This is a genomic window from Paenibacillus amylolyticus (assembly GCF_047302515.1).
GTDB classification, from domain to species: domain Bacteria; phylum Bacillota; class Bacilli; order Paenibacillales; family Paenibacillaceae; genus Paenibacillus; species Paenibacillus amylolyticus_G.
In genome coordinates this window covers 5,290,353-5,311,431 of record NZ_CP168019.1, presented here as the reverse complement: position 1 = coordinate 5,311,431, position 21,079 = coordinate 5,290,353, and the positions used below count along the sequence as shown (strand labels likewise).

The window sequence follows — 21,079 nt, the reverse complement described above, 5'->3', positions numbered from 1 at the left end:
TGTTCACTCTCCCGTGTATAGTTTAACCGTGATCTTCACACCATTGGGTTCCTGATTGTTGATCTCAAGCCTGGCTGAGTGACCGGGATGTGAGTTCAATTGAAGTCGGCGTATTACATTTCGTAGACCGATGGATTCAGACTCGTCGGATTCTTGTGTGGATAACCCGGTTGTTGTATGACTTTGGTGTAGCCATCCGCGGATCTCCAGTAATTTATCTTCAGGTATAGAGGGGCCGTTATTATTCAGTTCTATTTCAATCCAATGATCGTTGATCCGGCGGCTGGATAGGGATATGTGACCTTTGCCAGGCTGAATATCTGCTCCATGTTTGAAATAGTTCTCAATTAAAGGTTGTAACGTCATTCTTGGCATTTCGACAGACAGGGTATCTTCGGCAAAATCCAAATCCACCTCAAGGCGGTCACCAAACCGCTCCTGCTGCAGTTCCAGATATAATCGGGCATGCTCCGCCTCTTCGCGTAAGGTCACGCAGGTCTGATCCCGCATGCTGTAGCGCAGCATTTTGGACAGGCTAGAGAGTAGTGTATACGCCCGTTGTCCTTGCTGTTGAAGGGCAAGTGTACCGATCGATTGCAGTGTATTATACAGAAAATGCGGATGAATCTGCGCTTGCAACGCTTTGAGTTGATTTGTTTTATTAGCGATCTCGAGTCGATATTCCCGCAAAATAAGATTATTTACCGTATCCATCATATCCCGGAAATGACGAGCGAGCACCCCGAATTCATCGCGGCTGGATAGATGGATATCCACATGCAGACGCCCGGCTTGAATCTGGTTCATATACCGCATGAGTTGCTTGAGTGGACCGGTGATTCGGATGGAGATGAATAAGGTTGCAACAATGACCAATACAAGTGCTGCAATGGCAATCATCGCGTTATTCCACGTAAGTGTGGTGGCTCTGGCATATAACGTCTCATTCGGGATCTGTTTGACGATGGTCCAATCGGCGTATGTGCTGCCAAGTTGCTGGTATACATACATGGATCGATCCTGTTCAAAATGCCCTGCGACATTCTGGGCTGTACCAGCGTTAGATCGTGCGATATTCAGTTCACTAGCCGTTTCCTCTCGTAGTGCATCCGTATGATTGACCTCGGAACGCCCTTGGTAAATGATCTGATTCTGACCATCCACCACATAGATCTGTTCCTTAGCCGGATCATACAGCCTGCCACAGATTGCTGCAATGGTATTCATATTCAGATCAATGGCGAGTACACCCAGACGCTCGGTGGACGGAATATCCTTGATCACCCGATGCAGGGTAATGACCGTTCTGGCAGGGTCATCGGGGGAGGCAGCCTTGAATCCGTACGTGTGACTCATATGGGCCGATTCCACCCAGATATCCGGGCTGTCACCGCCTGTTTTTCCATGAAGCGAGCCGGAATAGGCCTGTTTGCGTTCCTCCCGCTTCGGAAAGGGATTTGTAATTAAGGTGGATTGATTGGCGGCAAAAGAGTGCAAATACAGCTGGAATACATCCGGCACAGCCGCGCGTATCGTCTGCAAAGTGGTGTACACCTCGGCCACCGCACGATAATCACCAGGAATTTTTGCCAAGTTACGCAGAAAGTTTGGGTCGTTATACACAGCGAGCGACGCTCTGGCCACGTTATCCACATAGTTATTGAGATTGGTGGAAGCTTGATAGATCAGGCGTTTGTTCTCTTCCACAGCCTGTTCCCGTAGGGCCGTTTTGGTCTGGATAAACGTCATGCTGATCGATGCGAGCAGTGGAAGTGTGGTAGCGATGAGCATAAAGGCAATCAATTTGGTGCGTATACTGTAGTATTTGGACATCGGAACACCCCTTCTGGTTGCAGGTTAAGAAAGGACAATATTTTACCCCCAACTGTTCACAAGGGTCGGTGTTTCCCTCGGCGATAATGGGGTTTAATAGAAAAAGAGACCAATTTCATCCATCTATAGAAGGGGAGAACGATATGAAGCATCGCAAATCTTCACAGCTGTTACAGCAGCTTGTGTTCGTGGGTCCCTCCATCGTGTTTTTTATTCTCATCATCGTGGTCCCTTTCCTGCTTGGCATGGTGTATTCCTTCACGGATTGGAACGGGGTATCCGAGAACATTAATTGGGTAGGGTTTGATAACTTCGTGCATGTTTTTGCGAATGATCCCAAGTTCCAAACGGCGTTTTGGTTTACGGTGCGCTTCACCGTGGTTGGTGTTGTACTGACCAATGTGATTGGCTTTTTCCTGGCGTATTTCCTGACCAAACCGCTCAAGACGAGAAACATTCTGCGTACGATCTTTTTTATGCCTAACGTGATCGGTGGGTTGTTGCTCGGCTTTATCTGGCAGTTCATATTTGTGAAAGGGTTTTCAGCAGTAGGCGATGTAACCGGTTGGTCCTTCTTCAACCTTCCTTGGCTGGGAGACGAACCAACCGCCTTCTGGGGAATCGTGATTGTGTTTGTATGGCAGACCGCAGGATATCTAATGGTCATCTACATCTCATCTCTGACAAATGTATCCCCTGATCTGCTGGAAGCCGCCGAGATTGATGGCGCAAGTCGCTGGCAGGTACTGCGGAGCATTATTCTTCCGCTCATTATGCCGGGTGTGACAATCTGTCTGTTCTTGGCGATCTCCTGGTCGTTCAAAATGTTCGATCTCAATCTGTCACTAACCAAAGGTGGACCGTTCGGATCGACAGAGTCGGTTGCACTTAATATTTACAATGAAGCCTTTGTAAATAACAGATATGGCATCGGAACCGCCAAAGCACTCGTGTTCTTCGTAATCGTTGCCATCATCACCATGATTCAGGTACGTCTGACGAAGAGCAAGGAGGTAGAAGCCTAATGGAGACGACAAAAAATTACCGCTTCAGTACCATTCTAACCGAGATTGTCATGGTACTCCTTGGACTTTTATTCCTGGTTCCGTTTTACTTCCTGTTTGTGAATTCGGTCAAAACCTTCGGTGATCTGCTCACCAATTCGGCTGCATGGCCGGAGGTATTCCAATGGGGAAACTATGCGAACGCTTGGGAGAAAATTAACTTCCCGTCCGCGCTGATGAACTCGCTTATCGTTACGGTAGTCAGCAATCTGTTGCTTGTGCTGATCAGTTCCATGGCCGCATATCGTATGGTTCGCAGCGATACCCGGTTCAACCGGATTTTGTTCGGCATGTTCATTGCCGCCATGGTGATTCCGTTCCAGTCTATCATGATTCCCCTCGTTACTGTAACCAGTAATCTTGGGCTAATCGATAGCCTTGGGGGACTTATCATCTGTTATCTCGGTTTCGGGGCACCGATGTCTGTCTTCCTATTCCACGGATTCGTGAAATCCGTCCCACTGGAGATTGAAGAAGCGGCTCGGGTGGATGGAAGCTCGGTCTACGGAGTGTTCTTCCGGATCGTATTTCCACTCATGAAACCGATGTATGTAACCGTCATCATTCTGAACACACTCTGGATCTGGAATGATTATCTGCTCCCATCGCTGATCCTGCAAAGCTCCAACCTGCGTACGATCCCAATTGCGACCTTTGCACTCTTCGGTCAATATACGAAGCAATGGGATCTGGCCTTGCCGGCACTTGTACTCGGCATCATGCCGATCATTATCTTCTTCCTGCTGATGCAGAAGTACATCATTCAGGGGATTACGGCTGGATCAGTTAAAGGATAAGGGTTGCGAGGGCAGGGTCGCTGGCGGGATCAAGTTGCGCTTTCGGTCGCTGTTGCTCCTCGGTGGCCTGAATGTATTAGGGCAAGGAAGCCACCGAGTATCAAAGGCGAACGCTCCGCTCCTCCATCGCATCCTGATCCCTTTGCTCCCACCTCGCATGGAGGTGTGCAAAGGGGAGTCATGCCCGCATAGCCTGGGCATGACTCCTGGGGAAAAGATTAATAAAGGGAAATGATCATGAAAGAAGCTTGTATAGCCAGGGAATTCTTCTACAGAGTGATGGTATGCTCCTTTTTCAAAGCGCTAACGAACCCACCGCATCTTAATAGATGGATAATCAAGGAATACAAATTGTAACGAATCTCAGCAACGTTATTCGGGTACAAAACAGCGTCCGAGCCTTGAAAATCGACCAAATCGACGAAATAACGTCGCTGTGATTCGTTAGAATGGGAGCCTGTGCAAATAGGTGCGAATAACGTGCGCTCGGTTCGTTAGAATGAAAACACACTTCAAGGGAAGGTTATTCTGTCATCGGAGTGCCAGTGTAAATATGCTTTAGTGGAACTGTTATACTGAAACTACTATAGGGAGAGTGTATGTATGAAAAGAATGACAAAGTTGACGTTGCTTATGCTGATTGCTTTTTCGGTAATGCTCGCGGGTTGTGGCAATGGAGACAAGAGTGGCAGTCCGGTCAACACGGATGCTCAAGGTGGTGGCGAGGCTGCTGCTGGAGATAAAACCATTAAAATCTTCCAATTCAAAGTCGAAATTGCGGAAGCGCTCAATCGTCTCAAAGCGGAATATGAATCCTCCCATCCAGGCGTCAAACTGGACATTCAGACTGTAGGTGGCGGTAGCGACTACGGTGCTGCATTAAAAGCCAAGTTTGCCGCTGGCGAACAACCGGACATTTTCAACGTAGGTGGTTATCGTGAATTGGATACATGGCTTGAATATCTGGAAGATCTGTCTGGAGAATCATGGGCCAAGGATGCACTCGAAGTAGCCAAAGAGCCAATGACCAAAGACGGCAAGCTCTATGGACAGCCGCTGGCGCTGGAGGGTTATGGTTTCATTTATAACAAAGACCTCTTCCAAAAAGCAGGTATTACCGAAATTCCAACGACACTGGAACAATTGGATCAAGCGGCACAGAAACTTCAAGCCGCAGGCATTACGCCTTTTTCGAACGGATATCAGGAGTGGTGGGTGCTGGGCAATCATAACGTAAACGTCGCATTTGCAAATCAGGCAGATCCGGTGAAATTCATCCAGGGACTCAACGAAAGTACGGAGAAAATTCCTGGCAACCAAGTGTTCGCCGACTGGATCAACTTGCTCGACTTAACGCTGAAATACAGCAACAAAAACCCGCTGACAACCGACTACAATACGCAAGTTACGTTGTTTGCGAGTGGAGAAGCGGCGATGATGCAGCAAGGGAACTGGACTCAAGTACAGATCGATGGAATTGATCCGGATCTGAATCTGGGTATCCTGCCAATGCCAATTAATAATGAACCTAATGACAAATTGTTTGTCGGTGTGCCGAACTATTGGGTTGTGAACAAGAACTCTCAAGTGAAACCTGAAGCAAAAGAGTTTTTGGAGTGGCTCGTAACTTCGGATATCGGGAAACAATACATGACAAAAGAATTCAAATTCATCCCGGCGTTCAGTTCCATCACGGCATCAGAAGAGGATCTGGGTGACCTCGCCACAGATATCATGAAGTATAGCCAGGAAAATAAAACACTTAGCTGGAACTTCAACCGTTTCCCTGAAGGGGTTCCACAAGAGTATGGCAGCACGATTCAAGCTTACGTTGCAGGCAAATCGGATAAAGCCGGATTGCTTGATGCATTGCAACAGAACTGGGATAGTCTGAAAAAATAATCCGGATCATGGGCGGTATCCACAGGTTACCGAAAACTGTTCAGAAATTTTCGGATAGAAAAGTTAGCTTTTCTGATAAATAAGTCAATTGAAACAGGTTAGCCAGATATTTTATTCTGGTTGGCCTGTTTTTGTTTTTCCGAGGAGTCAAAAACTACTCGCTGGAAAAATGATAGATGGTAATATCCCTGAAATGTGGATAACCCAAAAGCAGTTTAACGATCTAATGACGTATTTAACACAGAGTTAATACTATATGTGGATATCCTGTGTGTATAACACTCTAAATGTGGACAAGTATGGAGTAGTTGGAGTGGGGGGGCCTCTTTTGTTAACAGAAATACTTGTTTTCACCTTACTAGTACTGTATAGTTCTAAATATGACAAATCCAAAAATGAACACGGGACCTGCCAAATCCAAAAGTTCCAATCCGGTGAACCGGACCAAGGCAGTTGAAGTGGCGGCACAATTATTTCTGCGTCAGGGGTACAGCTACGTCAGCATGGATGAAGTCGTGCGCGTGAGTGGAGTATCGAAGTCGAATATTTATTATCATTTTAAAAACAAGGAGGAACTACTCCAGGCCGTGGTACAATACTGGATTGCCCAGTATGAGTCGGAGCTGTATCTGCTGCTCAGTCAGCGTGAGCGAGGAGTGGAGGAGCGTATATACTCATTCATGGCATTGCTGTCGGCAGGGATTGAGGGCCGAAATTACGAAGGGAGCTGTCCTTTTGTTACGTTATATATGCAGACACCGGACAGTGCACCCCAAGTGAAGGAAAGCATATCCAGATTCTTTCGTGAGCTTAGACCTATGGTGGAGAAGTTGTTTCAGCAAGGTTTGGATCGCGGTGAATTTCGCAAAGAGATCGAACCGGGACCGGCTGCGTTGTTGTTTATTGCAGCACTGGAAGGTTCACTAATCCTAGCGGGAACTGCGCGTGATGTAGGGATTATAGAACAATCGGCACGTACTTTTTGTCAGATGCTTCGTTAATCGAAGCTCTTTTTTTGAATATAACTAGTACTATATAGTACTAAAAGGAGCCGTAACAGAATGATTGTACATACTAACCGTGTATCCAATGAAGAAAACACAGCAGCAAATTCAACAAACATGAATCAGGTAATACGCAAGTCTGATATCACAGCCACGACCATTTTTATGACAGGGAGCACAGGTTTTATTGGCAAAGAAACGGTCAAACAACTCACGCAGGGAGACGAACAATTGCTCTTGCTGGTTCGTTCGGAACAGCGAGCCAGAACTGTGCTGGAGGCTTATGGAGTCAAGGATTTCGACCGAATTACCTTTATTAAAGGTGATTTGTCCATGTCGGGTCTTGGGCTTACCGCAGCGGACCGGGAGCGTGCTCTTGAAGCGAATGTGATCATTCATGCGGGTGGAACGATGGACGTCACTTTGGAACGAAAAGTAGCTGAGCAGATATTTATGAACGGGGCCAGAGAAGTCGCACAGCTAGCACAAGAAATCCACCGTACTCATGGATTGAGACACTTTATCCACGTCGTTGGTTATATGAGTCCTTATGGAGAGCGGAATGAACAGGGGAATTATCTACAAGTTGAGCATGTGGATAACAATGAAAGTGCATATGAAGAGATGAAGTTCCATGCCGATCTGCATATTCGCGAGCATGCAGAACAGCATCACTATCCCTTATCCGTTGTAAATCCGAGTACAGTGGTTGGACCACGTCCCACAGGTGAAACCGAGCAAACGGGTGGGATTGGGCTGCTCATTCAGGCGATTCAGAAAGGACTTATGCCGGTAGTACCGGGAGGTTCATCCTATTGGTTACCGCTTGTGGAGAATGACATTGTTGCACAGACGCTTGTTTTTCTATCCAGGGAAGCTGCTCCAGTCGGAGGAACTTATCCACTGTTGGCGCGGAAGGAAGACAGTCCCAATATGAAGGAACTGCTGCAACTCTTGGCGCAGCAATTGGACGTACCCAAGCCCAAAGGGGCTGTGCCACTACCATGGATTCAATGGATCATGAGATCAGGTGGTTCACGCATCAGTGGTGTTCCAGCGGAGTCGGTTGCTTTTATTACCAACAGGTCATTCCCGGTTGAAGAGACTGAGGCTCTGTTCACACGTATGGGGCAATCCTGGCCGGACATCCGGGAACAGCTTCCGCTGGTTACAGCCGATCTGGACTATCGTCTTCGGTATACGCCGTTACCTGAGGGTTTTCCGACAGATTATATTCGGTCACGGAGAGGAAATATGGCTATGCTTGGTTGGGAGGGTGAGGGAGAGCCTTGGATTATTGTGCATGGTTTGCTTCAATCTGCGGATGAGATGTTACCCTTGGGACAACAGCTTAGGGACCTGACCGGGAACCCGGTATGGTTAATCGATCTCGCTGGATTCGGACGGTCTCCTGTGCATCAGGGAGATGAAGCATTTGAAGGTCAGGTGGATGCACTGCTTACGGCTCTTGGTGAGTTCGAAGGTCCGGTGAAGCTGGTGGGTCATTCGATCGGTGCAGCTATTGCAGCTGCGGCACAGATGCGTAGCGGGCGGACAGACATTCGGCTGGGGTTGCTTCAGCCAGTAGCTAACAATTCGAATCCGAATGTGCTGAGATGGGTTTCCCGTTTGCCAAGAGGGGTGATTCGCTCCCTGCTGCGTGGCAGATCGGAGAAAAGTTGGAATCAAATGTTCAGTTCACATAGCGGCGTAGGTGACAGCAGTGTTATGGCCGATACCATGGGCAAGAGAATACGCTCCAGTCTCCAGTCCCCTCGCATTGCAGGAGCACATACAGACTTGTTGCGCTGGATCCACTCGGGTCAGAGGAAAGGCGCCAGATCAACGTTGTGGGCGAAAATGGAAAGTCAGCATTATGCCAAGAGTGTATTAGTTGTATGGGCCAATCAAGATCAGGAATATCACTATCCCCAGGATATGAACTCACAGGCCAAACGGATAGATGTACCCTATGGACATTACTTTCCGACGTTCCAGTATAAGGAAACAGCTGCAATCCTCGCCGAATGGGCCGATACCTTGAGGTGAGTTCAGGTTTGGACATGCAGGAATCCCGTGCCAATTGTCGAAAGGGTCAAGTCGACTTTTGAGAGCTGAACCAAAGACAGGAGAGATGAATGTATGAGCAAGCAACGTGTGGAAATCAGTAAAAATGTGCTAACGGAATGTCTCGGACTGCGCAGCGGAGAGAATCTGGTGGTTGTCGCAGACGATATGAAGCGGGATCTGGCTGAATCCATCTATGAGGCAGGCAAAGCACTTGGTGCAGAGTCGGTCCTGTTAATCATGGAGGAACGCAGCAGATCTGGAGAAGAGCCACCGGCGCCGATTGCAGAGGCCATGATTCGAGCAGATGTAGCCGTGTGTGTAACGAAATATTCATTAACACATACCCAGGCACGCAAAAAAGCCGCTGCTTCAGGGACCCGAGTGGCAACCATGCCAGGCATGACAGAGGATATGTTTGTGAACGGAGCCATTACAGCTGAATATTCGCAAGTAAAGGCATTAACCGAGAAGGTAACGGCTCTATTAACCGCAGGTCGCCATGTGCGAATAGAGAAGCAGGGCCATAGTCTTTCCTTTTCCATTGAAGATCGTAACGGTGTACCAAGCACAGGTATGTATTTGAACCCTGGTGAATCGGGCAACTTGCCGTCAGGAGAAGCTTATATTGCTCCCATTGAGGGCAAGGGCGAGGGCAGTATTGTTGTAGATGGTTCCGTTGCTGGAATTGGGGCACTCCGTGAACCGATGCTATTGACCGTTAGTGAAGGACGGTTGGTGTCAGCCGAAGGACCAGATGGGGATCAGTTACTGGAAACGCTTGGTGAGGGCGATGGTCGTTTTCTCGGTGAATTCGGGATCGGTACCAATAACAAGGCACGAATCACGGGTGTGGTGCTGGAAGATGAGAAGGTGTACGGCACAATTCATGTGGCCTTTGGCAGCAATAACACATTTGGTGGAACGATTGCCGCAGGTGTTCATATTGATGCAGTTGTACAAAAGCCGGACGTGTACATCGATGACAGGCTGATCATGCGTCAGGGTGAATTGGTCGAATAACTACAGCGAAGGAAATTGGGCATGTCCACAACATGTCCACAGTAATGGATAACTGAAGCGGAAATTCAGATTTTACGTCAGATTTACAAACAAATACACAACATGTCCACATTAAATTAATGAATATCCACATGAAACGCCAAAGATATCCACAGCATGTGTGCAATATGTGCACAACTTATCCACAAATCAGGTATAACTCGTGTTTTCATGCGATAAAACAGTCATTTTGGAGTAATGAAACAAGTTATCCACAGAAATATCGCTTTTTTGTTCCAAGTATTTGAAAACATAGAAACAGATCCATAATATATGGGGATAAAAAAGACCAAAAATCGGCATAAAGCTGATCTTTGGTCTTTTTTATGAATATAATTTTTAATCCTATGTCAGGTTACTTACGCTCAATTCTAAAACTACTGACTTCCACCACCCTCCACAACAGGGCAAATGAGCAGAGCGGAGACAGCAACCGTAATGCAACGTCTGTTGAAGTTGGCAAAATTGATCTGAAGCCTAAACATTTGGTCAAAAATAACCGATACACCAAAGTAACATCTAATGGGACGAAAGTAGTCTGATTATACGGAATGAGAGGGTATGGGGATAACTATGGACGAGGGAATGCAATATATTAATTTTTCGGTAGGAGACCAGATCTTTGCACTACGAATTGATGAAGTTCATGAGATCATCAGAATGGTACAGGTAACAACAGTTCCATTTGGAAGCCCGGAGATCCGAGGTTTTGCTTCGCTGTACGGTAAGGTCGTTTCGGTGGTGAGTCTTCGTGTATTGTTAGGCATGCCAGACCAGGAGGATACCTCTTCTACACGTATTATTGTGGTGCCTTACAAAGGTGGATTTGTACCGCTGATCGTAGATATGGTCGATTCTGTCGTAAGTTACGATCGTTTCGAGGAACCAGCTGAGGAACACCGCCGTTTCATGCTTGGCGTTTTTGACAAAATCGGGTTCTGTGAAGATCATCGTGCAGGTATTTTGAACCTGGATGTATTACTGGGCAGCTTGATCAGATCATAGTAGTATAACGATCCGTAATTCTTTCAATATTCAGTATTATCCTTCGGTTTACCCAAATGTTCCTCATCCGCTTTTCGGGAGAAGGGACATTTTTTTGTGCCTCTAGGGCGTTTTGAGACACGCCCTAACCATCGGAATAACCACTTTTTATGGGCAAAGGTTTTTAAATCCGGTCATTTTCGTATATGATGGAGAGTAACAATGCGAAGGGATGACGGGAGACTTTAATGATGCAATCGCTGTATGGAGTATGGCTTGGTGACGTATTTTTTTGTTTTTCCGGTGAAACATCGGAACCACGTGTGGATGCATGGAGCCACGTGGTAAGAAGGTTGAATTTTGGCGACGGGGGTCGTCTGTTTCAGCCTGCCGCTCTGCGTCTTGCGGAGCTGCGCTGGCCGAATCCGCTGAGGAACACGGCTGAAGCGAAGAACACGAAGCGGCGTCAACTGCTGGGACGCACATTGGAAGGATTGGCAGTCTCGCCTAAGGATGCCTTCAGGCTGCTGCTGCAATGGGATGACCGTTTGTTAAATGCAGCCGGAATTCAGGTTGGAGAAGAGATGCGTTACTGGATCAAAGCAGCGCAGTTCACACAGGAGCTGCTGTTGCGGGGAGCAATTGCTCCATCGGCTGAATTCGCAGCAAAGACCGGAGCACGGCGACGGACCGGACAAGAGACATTAACAGGCGTATGGCGGCCACGCTTGCAGCAGGAGGAGGACATCGAACGCTTCCGCGATCTTGCTGAAGCGATGCCTCCGATTGGGTTGGCTGCTCCTGGAGCTTATGCTTCATTGGAACCGGAAACGCGTGAAGAAGCAGGGGCTGCGGTATTATTTTCATTCATGAGTGGCATGATTCATGCTGTAGTGACAAGTGAACTGGAGGGCATGGACAGTGAACTGTCCCGTTACCGCACCCCATATCGACGCGGATCTTCGCCAGTAGCCGAACTCTGGTGGAACAGTCTGATCTCGATGTTCCGTCCTGTGACGGTGCAAGGGCCGACGGACGATATGACAGCGTTTATTCATACGCTGCAAGAAGTTGGTGGAACGTCAATGCCAATCGTTGGAGCAGAAGAGATGGCACCTGCTGAAGGCCAATTGAAGCTGGTGCTCCGCTTGGAGCCTCCACTGGGCGAACATGAAACGATCTGGGGAATAAGCTTTTGGGTGGACAGTGAGCAGGAACCAAGCCTGAGGTTGCCTGCACGGACCATCTGGGCACATCCAGAGCGAGATTTGGACCGGGGGAAGGTGTTATATACCTCGGCGGCAGAGCAATTATTGATGGCACTCGGGCAAGCAGCAGAAATGGCACCTGAACTGGAGACGGCGCTGCTTACCGCTCGTCCGGAGGAAATTAAGCTGGAGCAGCAGGGTTTCTTTGAGTTTCTCACGCATGCGGTTCCACGTTTGCAGAAGGCCGGGATAACCGTTCTCATGCCTTCAAGGTGGAGTCGAGCCGGGAAACGTCGTGCGGGACTGCGTCTGCAGATGTTGAATCGGGGAACAGAGCGGTTGCCTGGAGCCACATCGGCACTGGGCATGGAACAATTGGTTGCTTTCAAAGCGGAGCCTATGCTGGATGGGAAACCGGTCACGGCGGAGGAACTGGCAGCACTGGCTGAATCCACAGTTCCGTATGTTATGTTCCGTGGCGAATGGATTGAAGTGGATACAAAAGAGATTCGCCAAGTCCTGCGTTATATGAAAAAAGAAGAAGAACAATATATGCCTCTCTCCGAATGGCTGCATCTGGCAGCGGATGAAGGGGAGGATTCCGCATGGAAGGGCCTCTCCGTCTTTGGTGCCGAATCTGATGGGATGCTTGCTTTCCTGCTCGATGGACAGGTGCTTCGCAGCATTGAGCCTCGTCAGGTTCCGGCAGAATTGCATGGTGAACTCAGACCTTATCAGGAACGAGGCTACCAATGGTTATCCGCGATGCGTGAGCTGGGCTTTGGCGTATGTCTCGCGGACGATATGGGACTTGGGAAGACGATTCAGGTAATTACCTGTCTGCTGGACCGCAAACACGAGGAACGCCAGGCGGCTGAAGAGGAAGCCCGTGAGAATGAGCTGTTGAATGGATCAGATGATTCATTCCCGGCGGATCAGCACACGAATGAGCAGCCTGTTCATCTGCCTGCACTTATTGTGTGTCCTACCTCGCTGCTTGGAAACTGGCAGCGTGAGCTGAAGCGATTTGCCCCGGATCTGTCGCTGTATATTCATCATGGCGGACAACGGCTGCACGGGAATGATTTTCAGGCAGAAGCGCAGACGCATGACATTGTACTGACGACCTATCATCTGGCAGGCAGAGATGGCCCGGATCTGGCTTCATTGCACTGGTCCACCATTGTGCTGGATGAGGCACAATATATTAAGAACTACCGTACCAAACAAGCGCAAAGCGTAATGCGCCTTTCTACACTTCATCGTATAGCGATGACGGGAACGCCTGTAGAGAACCGACTGAGCGAACTTTGGTCGATTTTCCAGTTTCTCAATCCGGGGTATTTGGGAACAGCTTCATCGTTCCGCCAGCGGTATACGGGACTGGGGCCATCCGAAGAAAATGCAGCATCCTTGCGTGAGCTTCATCGACTGGTATCTCCATTCATGCTGCGCAGGCTGAAAAGTGATCCGGATATTCGCAAGGATCTGCCAGAGAAGCTTGAACTGAAATCCTATTGTTCTCTGACGCCAGAGCAGACGGTGTTGTACCAGCGTGTAGTGGATGATCTGATGGGTGGTCTGGACGGCAGAAATGGCATTGCCCGTAAGGGGATTGTGCTGTCCTCCCTGACCAAGCTCAAGCAGATCTGTGATCATCCGGTGCTGGCGGACAGCAATCGGAAAGACCACGGCAAGGCTGAGGCATCTGGTAAGATGGAGCGTTTGCTTGAACTGCTGGACGCCATCCGTGATAACGGGGAATCGGCTCTGATCTTCACGCAGTATGTTGCTATGGGAGATCTGCTGGTATCGAGGTTGAAACAGCGATATGAGGAAGAACCTTATTTCCTGCATGGTGGTGTGTCGAAGGGGCAAAGAGATGATATGGTGGAGACTTTCCAAAAAGGAGAGGGGCCGTCCATGTTTGTTCTATCTCTTCGTGCCGGAGGTGTAGGTCTGAATCTTACACGCGCGAGTCATGTGGTTCACTATGATCGGTGGTGGAATCCTGCGGTTGAGAATCAGGCAACGGACCGTGTATTCCGAATTGGACAGAATCGCAACGTGCAGGTGCATAAGTTGATCTGTCAGGGAACACTGGAAGAACGAATTGATGAGCTGATCGAAAGCAAGAAGGCACTCTCCGAGCAGGTCGTTGGTTCGGGTGAGAATTGGCTGACTGAGATGTCGGATGATGAGCTGCGTGGTCTGATCTCTCTTCAGGGTGAGACGTGGCTGTGACCTTGAACATTGAGAGGAATATAGATGTTGAGAAAGGGGGATTATTGTGAGCGAAAAATGGAAGATCGAGCTGCATATGTCCCCCGGTGGATGGACAGCAGAAGTAAATACAGTAGCGGATGCGGATCAGGAAGTTTCCGTTTCTGCTTCCGCTGCTGAGGGCAAGACCGGATCGGCCGCAGGCATGTTCACGGTCACGGGAACGCCGGCGCGACTGAGCGAAGCCCAGCGCGAGGCTGTGCTGGCTCAGCTGCGCAAGCGCCCGCTGACGCTGTACGCCCTGCTGCGCGGCGGCCCGGCGTCCGAGGAGCTCGCCGGGCTGCTGCCGGCTGTGCAAGCGCCCGAGAGCTCGCAAAGCGCAGCAACGGCCAGCGCGGCCGTGGCGTGCACCTGTGGCCGCCCGGGCTGCGCGCATGCCGCGGCCGCTGAGCGCGCCGTAGCCGCGCGCCTCGCGGCCGAGCCGCTGCTGCAGCTGGCGCACGCCGGCCTGCCGCGCGAAGCGCTGCTCGCCGGCGTGCTGGGGGCATGGGCGGAGGAACTCGCCCATGATCCCAGCGGCCCCGGCCGCGCAGCGGAAACGGCTGGCCGCCCGCAAGTGCGGGGCGGCGAAGGCGGCGCTGCCGTCGGCGAGTGGATCGCCGAGGCCGCCGCGGACGGCGCCATGCACCAGCCGGGGCCGGGCTTTGGCGCCGTTGAGGTGCGCCTCGCGCAGCCGGGCAAGCCGCCGGCCTTGCCGGAGCTGACGGCGCTGATGCCGGGCGTGCCGGCCACCGCAGGGCTGGATTTGATCCGCGAGCGTGTAGCCGCGCGGATGTGGCAGGCTGTCCAGAAGAAGACGGACAGCCCGGCAACGAAATGATGCACCCATTAGAGCGGGGGAGATCTTAGATCACCCCTGCTTGTTTTTATTGCAGCATGTTGCATTATTTGATTTAATTCATTTCCCGGTACAAGATGAATTTTGTCTTTATCCAACAATGCTAATGCTCATTAGTAAAGTGCATCTCGGTATAATCAATTTTTTGCATATTGGATATATGAAGGTATATTCCCATTTCACTTCTATTTGTGTACAGCACGGGGATGTTGCTCTAAAAGTCCAAAAAACGATCATACAGGCTGTACAGCCCGTATATGTTCATTCGGATCTCTTCTAAAGGAGGTCTTTACCGGTGGAGCTTCGCTCCCAATTAAGGTATACTGTCGCAGGGAACAATGCACGCAAGAGAACTATATAACATTTATATTATTGCGATAGGAGTTTTTACATGAAATCAACTACAGGAAGACAGCGCCGCATGGTGGTTATGCTGTCCTCATTGATGATATGCGGAGCTTTGCTTACCGCGTGCCAGAACGGCACAGAGGAGAGCCAGAATCCGAATGGAACAGGTAACACACAACAGGAGTCGGACGGCACAACGGTTCATTTTACGGAGGATAAAGGAACGGATGGAGACAATGCTGGCGGGGATGACACATCATCTTCTGGCAACAGCGGTGAAGGCACGGATAGCGAGTCTGGGAATGCTTCAGCGGGCGAAGGGCAGGACTCTTCGGACAATGGGAATGGCGCGACAGCGGAAGATCCATTGCTGGAGAAACGCAGTATCAGCGCACTGCAAACGACGATTGATGCACAATCCGTGGTGACCAATGCCGAGTCTATGACCGTCATTGTCAACAAGCAACGCAGTCTGCCTGACGGGTACGAGCCGGACGATCTGGTAGAGCCGAATGTACCGTTCTCCTTCGACGAACCACACGAGAAGCGGCATATGCGCAAGGAAGCTGCGGAGGCACTGGAGAAGTTGTTTGCAGGTGCAAAAGCGGATGGCATTGAGCTTCGTGCAGTGTCCGGTTATCGTTCATATCAGCGGCAGGTATCCATCTACAACAATAATGTCAAAACCAAAGGTCAAGAATACACGGATCGTGTGAGCTCTGTGCCGGGCCGAAGCGAACATCAGACGGGTCTTGCCATTGATGTATCCAGCCCGAGTGTGGGCAATGTGCTGGAAGAGGTATTTGGCACATCGAAGGAAGGCCAGTGGTTGGCTGAACACGCTGCAGAATACGGATATGTCATCCGTTATCTGCAAGGTGAAGAAGATACCACAGGTTACGTCTATGAGCCTTGGCATATCCGGTACATCGGTACAGATTTGGCACCGGATGTGGCGAAGAGTGGGTTAACTCTGGAAGAATACTTCGATGAGGCTAATATCAAGTTGTAATTTGGATGTTTCATCCTTAAAGAAAAAGAAAAGATACTAATTCTCATAAATCCCCGAATGAACCGTCCTTGATCTAACCAATGGGCAGTCATTCAGGGGATTTTTTCTGTGCAAAGTGTTAATGGAATTAAGATAGAATTAAACTTCATTCCATTGTCCGAGATGATGGTAGACTGATATAATTCATGTTTAATCGGAAGAGACAAATTCAACCAAAGCGAGGGACGAGAGAATGAGCAGACAGCAGGTATTTACCGGTTCCCCATGGGAACCGTTGGTGGGATATTGCCGTGCCATCCGTGTAGGGAACCGAATTGAAGTGGCGGGTACAACCGCGATGCAAGATGGGGTAGTTGTTGGGGCAGGTGATCCGTATGCACAGACAAGGTTCGTTTTGCAGACGATTGAAAATGCATTAAAAGAGTTGGGTGCTGACATGTCGCATGTGGTGAGAACCCGGATGTTTGTGACCGATATCTCCAGATGGGAGGAAGTTGGCAAGGCGCACGGTGAATTTTTTGGACAGATCCAGCCTGTAGCCACCATGGTTGAAGTTAGCGCACTCATTGATCCCTTGTTGATGGTTGAGATTGAAGTGGAAGCGATCGTTGAAGATGAAATCTAAGCAAGTTGATTCTGGCGGTTATCCGGATGATTTCTAAGGAACACAGGACGTCTAATTTGACCCTCAGGTCCTCTTCTTAAAATGTAAAGAACATCAGACACGTTATTTTCCAAACTTCTCTGATAAAAATGCTATAAACACTATTTATTCAAACATAGCGTGCCTGAGATTCCTTAGATTTCGGCGGGTGCTTCAAATCCTTGAATAAGACGCCTCAGATTCGTTAGCGTTAACACCGCTTGCTCTTACATTCAGGATGAAACGTATTTCGTATACATCGCACATCGCACGTGTCTGCTCCGGACAAGTTTCAGGTACGCTTCGGTTTGAAGCAGTTTGTAGACACGCACTAAAAACTAAAAACTAAAAACCAACAAACCCAAAAAAATAACCTTACCCGCGCTTGTCAGAAGACAAGCGGATAAGGTTATTTTGAATTGACTTCGCCGCCTGGCCGCACGGCTGAGCTCTTGATGCGCCAAACTCATGACACCGCGCGGCAGGAGCTACATGCGGATGGCTGGTCATTATGATGCTCCACACTCATGACCCCGCGCTAAGCGATGCACGCGGTCGTCTGCAACAACATATAACATGTGTTTCAGCCAGACGTTTTTCTAACCGTATTATTTCGCTTCCAGCTCTGCTGCAGGTGTTTCAACAACCACTTTCCAAGCTGTTCCGATTGGGGGCAGGCTGCGTGTCAACACAGGGCTGTAGAACCCAATGACTTTAGCGCCTTTGGTGAGTTCTTCAGCTTTCACCGTTTCACCTTCGTGGTTCACGATCAGCGTGTCTTTAGCAATGTTCAGCACGACATGGTCAGGAGCTGTTTCTGTTAACCGTGTACCTGTAATCTCAATCTGTGAGATGCTGCCTTCAGCTGATGTTACATTTTCAATCGTACCAGCTGTCCCCAGAACGTCTTTTAATTGTGATTCCGCAGCGTCATCCAGTACAGTGACTTTGTAGGTCGGCGTTTGTGGTGGCAGACTGCGGGTGGTGATCAGGGAATGCTCAGCTTCCACGTTCATGCCAATGGCCAGATCAGTCAGTGCAATCTCTTTCCCCTCAACTGAGATGAATTTCGTCTCATCGCTCAGATTGAGCACAATACCATCCGTACCTGCACCGCCAATCTGGATGGACTTATATTTATCTTGGTTCGAGATTCTGGTAATTACACCACGTTCAGTAACCGTCTTCACGTCCTCTTCACTAGAGATAGTCACTTGATTCCCCGTTGTGTTCACTTGTCCATGCAGTGCTTTCTCAGCAAAAGAAACCGGTACATACAATTTGCCGCCTGTGATTTCGGGCGCTGTACCCAGCGTGAGCAGCATTTTATTCACGGAATATTGATCCTTGCCTGTGATTACCTGTGTCCAGAGAGCACCACGAGTCAGCTCTGCAGTTTTAGTTTCTTTATTCCATTCCAGTTCAATACCCAGTGCGTCGGTAAGATCACGCAACGGGATCATGGCTACTTTGCCATCCTTGTTCCAATAACCATCGGAGATGGATGCACCATTCACGGATACGTTTACTGCACTAACTGCGTTACTATCTGCTGAAACGGATGTTTGATGGACTGGTTGTGTGTTGTCCAGTGTTGCTGCATAAGCGGCTCCACCACCCAATGCCATGGATAGGGCCATCAGTGCACTTACTTTTTTCATGTTGTTGTTCATCAATATTCATCCCTTCTAATCTGTGTACTGACGCGGTAAAATCTTCCTTAGGGCCGCGCTTCAAGTTAATAGACGGGACAAATCGTCTAAGTGTTGCAGTTGAAATGCAATGAATGTAAGCGGTAGGTTAGTTTAAATTAGAAATATCGCTTGTATTGCAGGTTATCCGCAGCGGGATCAGGTTAATTTCAGGTAGTGCCCAAACCTTTGTCCTATTTCACATTCAAGTACGAGGAGGAACGGATAAGATGAGTGATATGTTGGTAGCGCTCTATCGTTTGCCGGAGCAAGAGAGTGGACTGAGAGCGTTGGAGGAATCCTCCATTGTGATTCGAAGAGCCATTGCCCCAGAGAAACAGCTTGTACTGGATTGGGTGAGGTCACATTTTAGTCAGGCTTGGGTGGACGAATGTGATGTCGCTTTTGCGCGTCAGCCCGTGTCCTGTTATATTGCGGTTGAGCATGGGAAAATGATTGGATTTGCCTGTTACGAAGCGACATGTCGCAACTTCTTCGGACCGACAGGTGTGAGCCAGGATGCACGAGGCAAAGGTGTAGGCACAGCCTTGTTACTGGCCTGTATGCATGCGATGAAGGCGGACGGTTACGGGTATGCGATTATCGGATCAGCGGGACCTGTGGAATTCTATGCCCGGACGCTGGGTGCAGTGAAGATTGAAAATTCAACGCCGGGTATTTACGAAGGCATGCTGCGGGCAGACTAACGATAATGATGTTGTGGAAGCTGTGGAAAAGGAAGGGAGGACGATGATGAGCACGAAACAAATGTTGCACATCGGAATGATCGGTACAGGATCAATCTCGGATCTTCATATGAGGTGTTATGCCAAAAACGAGGATGCCGTCATCTATGCCATCTGCGATCTGAACGAAGAACGGGCTAAAGCTGCGGCACAGAAGTATGATGCTCAATCCGTGTACACCGATTATCGGGAGATGCTGGAGGACCCGCATGTGGATGCCGTCAGTATCTGTACCTGGAATAATACACACGCCGAATTTGCCATTGCTGCACTGGAGGCAGGCAAGCATGTGTTGCTGGAGAAACCGGTCGCAACCAATGTGGAAGATGCGCTCCGGATTGAAGAAGCGGTGAAGAAGAGTGGACGCACCTTTATCGTTGGATTTGTGCGGCGTTATGATAACAATATGCAGATGATGCACAGATTCATTGATGCCGGGGAGTTTGGTGAACTGTATTATGCCAAAGCCTCCATTCTGCGGCGTCACGGCAATCCAGGCGGTTGGTTTGCTGATAAAAGCCGTTCCGGCGGTGGCCCCCTGATTGATCTCGGCGTACATATTATCGACCAATGTTGGTACCTCATGGGCAGGCCGAAACCTGTTTCAGTCAGTGGTAATACGTATCGGAAGTTGGGCAATCGTGCCCATATCGAACATCTTTCTTTTTACAAAGCAGCCGACTACAGCGCAGCTGTGAATGACGTAGAAGATATGGCGAATGCACTTATTCGGTTTGAAAACGGGGCTTCGCTGGCGGTGGATGTGAGCTTTACCCTGCATGCACGCGGAGATGAATCTTCGGTGAAATTATACGGCGAGCGTGGTGGGTTCGAACTGGAGCCGGAGACACTGATCGTCACGGAGAAAAATAATACCATCCTGAATATTGAACCCCAGACGGACAATACGGGTCTCCATATTCATAGTGCATTCCAGAACCAGATTGACCACTTTGTGGATTGCTGCCTGAACGGTACAGAGCCGATCAGTCCAATTGCAGATGGTGTGGCTTCCACGCGCATGTTGTGCGGAATCTACGAATCCGCTGAGAAAGGGCAGGAGATTCGTCTGGATTGAGTTCATTTTACATGGCAGTTGTCCTTCGGCATATTAAAAAGCATGCGTCTTCCGCGTGATCTGCGGTTACGCATGCTTTTTGGCATCAGGTCATTTATTCAGTGGTGAATTTTCGTACCCAGGGTCATCATAATCCGTATCCTGCAGCCTTGGAAGCACGTTCATGCTCTCAATTGCCTGCCGGGTATCCGGCGTGCCGTGGTCATACAGAAAGGTATACAGCAAGGTCATGCCATCCGAAAATTGCTCTGTTGCCTCATCGTGGTCTGCTGATTTGTAGGGTACGGGAGCCCGTTGCAATGTATAGGCATCGTCATCCTCCAGCACCTTCATCAGATCTTTCAATCGGCCCAACTGTTCGTCGTCCACCAACACCTCAAAGGGTGTAGATTCGTTCTTTGTTCGTTCAATAAGATTATGTGTTACCGATACATACAGATGTTGTTTGCCGTCCTGCATAATCCAACCCCCATTCTGAAATGGAAAAAAGACGCTTCTACTGTTAATAAACAGCAAAAA

At 49.2% G+C, this 21,079-nt stretch carries 16 protein-coding genes; 13 read left to right on the top strand and 3 right to left on the bottom strand.

Going from position 1 to position 21,079, the window contains the following annotated elements; genetic code table 11:
* Positions 1-3: 3 nt before the first annotated feature.
* Positions 4-1,833, bottom strand: a complete 1,830-nt coding sequence (locus ACDJ59_RS23130) for a cache domain-containing sensor histidine kinase (RefSeq protein WP_413406087.1) — start codon at positions 1,831-1,833, stop codon at positions 4-6.
* A 143-nt stretch (positions 1,834-1,976) separates the two neighbouring features.
* Here ACDJ59_RS23130 and ACDJ59_RS23125 point away from each other — a divergent pair, with 143 nt between their 5' ends.
* The 11 genes from ACDJ59_RS23125 to ACDJ59_RS23075 all read left to right on the top strand — a co-directional run bounded on the left by ACDJ59_RS23125 (position 1,977) and on the right by ACDJ59_RS23075 (position 17,027).
* Complete coding sequence (locus ACDJ59_RS23125; RefSeq protein WP_036607341.1) at positions 1,977-2,858, top strand: carbohydrate ABC transporter permease; 882 nt, start codon at positions 1,977-1,979, stop codon at positions 2,856-2,858.
* Positions 2,858-3,694 (top strand): carbohydrate ABC transporter permease, encoded by an 837-nt coding sequence (locus tag ACDJ59_RS23120; protein WP_340031783.1) that lies wholly within the window; start codon positions 2,858-2,860, stop codon positions 3,692-3,694. The genes ACDJ59_RS23125 and ACDJ59_RS23120 overlap by 1 nt, the downstream gene beginning before the upstream one ends.
* Positions 3,695-4,297: 603 nt before the next feature.
* Complete coding sequence (locus tag ACDJ59_RS23115) at positions 4,298-5,596, top strand: ABC transporter substrate-binding protein (RefSeq protein ID WP_413406084.1); 1,299 nt, start codon at positions 4,298-4,300, stop codon at positions 5,594-5,596.
* Between the two features lie 434 nt (positions 5,597-6,030).
* Entirely contained in the window at positions 6,031-6,597 is a 567-nt protein-coding gene (locus ACDJ59_RS23110) for a TetR/AcrR family transcriptional regulator (protein WP_036607516.1), read from the top strand.
* Positions 6,598-6,657: 60 nt separating this feature from the next.
* Positions 6,658-8,649, top strand: coding sequence for an alpha/beta fold hydrolase (locus tag ACDJ59_RS23105; RefSeq protein ID WP_413406082.1), 1,992 nt, complete (start codon positions 6,658-6,660; stop codon positions 8,647-8,649).
* 93 nt (positions 8,650-8,742) lie between these two features.
* Entirely contained in the window at positions 8,743-9,690 is a 948-nt protein-coding gene (locus tag ACDJ59_RS23100; RefSeq protein ID WP_413406080.1) for an aminopeptidase, read from the top strand.
* Positions 9,691-10,314: 624 nt separating this feature from the next.
* Positions 10,315-10,734, top strand: a complete 420-nt coding sequence (locus tag ACDJ59_RS23095; protein ID WP_164783412.1) for a chemotaxis protein CheW — start codon at positions 10,315-10,317, stop codon at positions 10,732-10,734.
* A gap of 227 nt (positions 10,735-10,961) precedes the next feature.
* The gene (locus ACDJ59_RS23090; RefSeq protein WP_413406078.1) at positions 10,962-14,165 is read left to right on the top strand and encodes a DEAD/DEAH box helicase; all 3,204 of its coding nucleotides are present in this window, start codon (positions 10,962-10,964) and stop codon (positions 14,163-14,165) included.
* A gap of 46 nt (positions 14,166-14,211) precedes the next feature.
* Positions 14,212-15,024 carry a hypothetical protein gene (locus ACDJ59_RS23085; RefSeq protein ID WP_413406076.1) on the top strand — a complete coding sequence of 271 codons (813 nt, stop codon included), beginning with the start codon at positions 14,212-14,214 and terminating at the stop codon, positions 15,022-15,024.
* Positions 15,025-15,433: 409 nt separating this feature from the next.
* A complete protein-coding gene (locus ACDJ59_RS23080; RefSeq protein WP_413406074.1) occupies positions 15,434-16,402 on the top strand; it encodes a D-alanyl-D-alanine carboxypeptidase family protein in 969 nt (322 codons plus the stop codon).
* 232 nt (positions 16,403-16,634) lie between these two features.
* The gene (locus tag ACDJ59_RS23075) at positions 16,635-17,027 is read left to right on the top strand and encodes a RidA family protein (RefSeq protein WP_413406072.1); all 393 of its coding nucleotides are present in this window, start codon (positions 16,635-16,637) and stop codon (positions 17,025-17,027) included.
* A gap of 626 nt (positions 17,028-17,653) precedes the next feature.
* On the opposite strand, the gene ACDJ59_RS23070 is transcribed toward ACDJ59_RS23075, so the two are convergent.
* Positions 17,654-18,718 (bottom strand): copper amine oxidase N-terminal domain-containing protein, encoded by a 1,065-nt coding sequence (locus ACDJ59_RS23070; RefSeq protein WP_413406070.1) that lies wholly within the window; start codon positions 18,716-18,718, stop codon positions 17,654-17,656.
* A 248-nt stretch (positions 18,719-18,966) separates the two neighbouring features.
* On the opposite strand from ACDJ59_RS23070, the gene ACDJ59_RS23065 reads away from it, so the two are divergent.
* Both ACDJ59_RS23065 and ACDJ59_RS23060 read left to right on the top strand, forming a co-directional pair.
* A complete protein-coding gene (locus tag ACDJ59_RS23065) occupies positions 18,967-19,443 on the top strand; it encodes a GNAT family N-acetyltransferase (RefSeq protein WP_413406068.1) in 477 nt (158 codons plus the stop codon).
* 46 nt (positions 19,444-19,489) lie between these two features.
* The gene (locus tag ACDJ59_RS23060; RefSeq protein WP_413409897.1) at positions 19,490-20,560 is read left to right on the top strand and encodes a Gfo/Idh/MocA family protein; all 1,071 of its coding nucleotides are present in this window, start codon (positions 19,490-19,492) and stop codon (positions 20,558-20,560) included.
* Between the two features lie 90 nt (positions 20,561-20,650).
* Here ACDJ59_RS23060 and ACDJ59_RS23055 read toward each other — a convergent pair whose 3' ends face one another.
* A complete protein-coding gene (locus ACDJ59_RS23055; RefSeq protein ID WP_253429688.1) occupies positions 20,651-21,019 on the bottom strand; it encodes a hypothetical protein in 369 nt (122 codons plus the stop codon).
* Positions 21,020-21,079 lie beyond the last annotated feature (60 nt).

Coding starts and splice junctions, on each gene's coding strand:
- ACDJ59_RS23130 (WP_413406087.1), bottom strand. CDS start 1,833: ATGTCCAAATACTACAGTATACGCACCAAATTGATTGCCTTTATGCTC.
- ACDJ59_RS23125 (WP_036607341.1), top strand. CDS start 1,977: ATGAAGCATCGCAAATCTTCACAGCTGTTACAGCAGCTTGTGTTCGTG.
- ACDJ59_RS23120 (WP_340031783.1), top strand. CDS start 2,858: ATGGAGACGACAAAAAATTACCGCTTCAGTACCATTCTAACCGAGATT.
- ACDJ59_RS23115 (WP_413406084.1), top strand. CDS start 4,298: ATGAAAAGAATGACAAAGTTGACGTTGCTTATGCTGATTGCTTTTTCG.
- ACDJ59_RS23105 (WP_413406082.1), top strand. CDS start 6,658: ATGATTGTACATACTAACCGTGTATCCAATGAAGAAAACACAGCAGCA.
- ACDJ59_RS23100 (WP_413406080.1), top strand. CDS start 8,743: ATGAGCAAGCAACGTGTGGAAATCAGTAAAAATGTGCTAACGGAATGT.
- ACDJ59_RS23095 (WP_164783412.1), top strand. CDS start 10,315: ATGCAATATATTAATTTTTCGGTAGGAGACCAGATCTTTGCACTACGA.
- ACDJ59_RS23090 (WP_413406078.1), top strand. CDS start 10,962: ATGATGCAATCGCTGTATGGAGTATGGCTTGGTGACGTATTTTTTTGT.
- ACDJ59_RS23080 (WP_413406074.1), top strand. CDS start 15,434: ATGAAATCAACTACAGGAAGACAGCGCCGCATGGTGGTTATGCTGTCC.
- ACDJ59_RS23075 (WP_413406072.1), top strand. CDS start 16,635: ATGAGCAGACAGCAGGTATTTACCGGTTCCCCATGGGAACCGTTGGTG.
- ACDJ59_RS23070 (WP_413406070.1), bottom strand. CDS start 18,718: ATGAACAACAACATGAAAAAAGTAAGTGCACTGATGGCCCTATCCATG.
- ACDJ59_RS23065 (WP_413406068.1), top strand. CDS start 18,967: ATGAGTGATATGTTGGTAGCGCTCTATCGTTTGCCGGAGCAAGAGAGT.
- ACDJ59_RS23060 (WP_413409897.1), top strand. CDS start 19,490: ATGAGCACGAAACAAATGTTGCACATCGGAATGATCGGTACAGGATCA.
- ACDJ59_RS23055 (WP_253429688.1), bottom strand. CDS start 21,019: ATGCAGGACGGCAAACAACATCTGTATGTATCGGTAACACATAATCTT.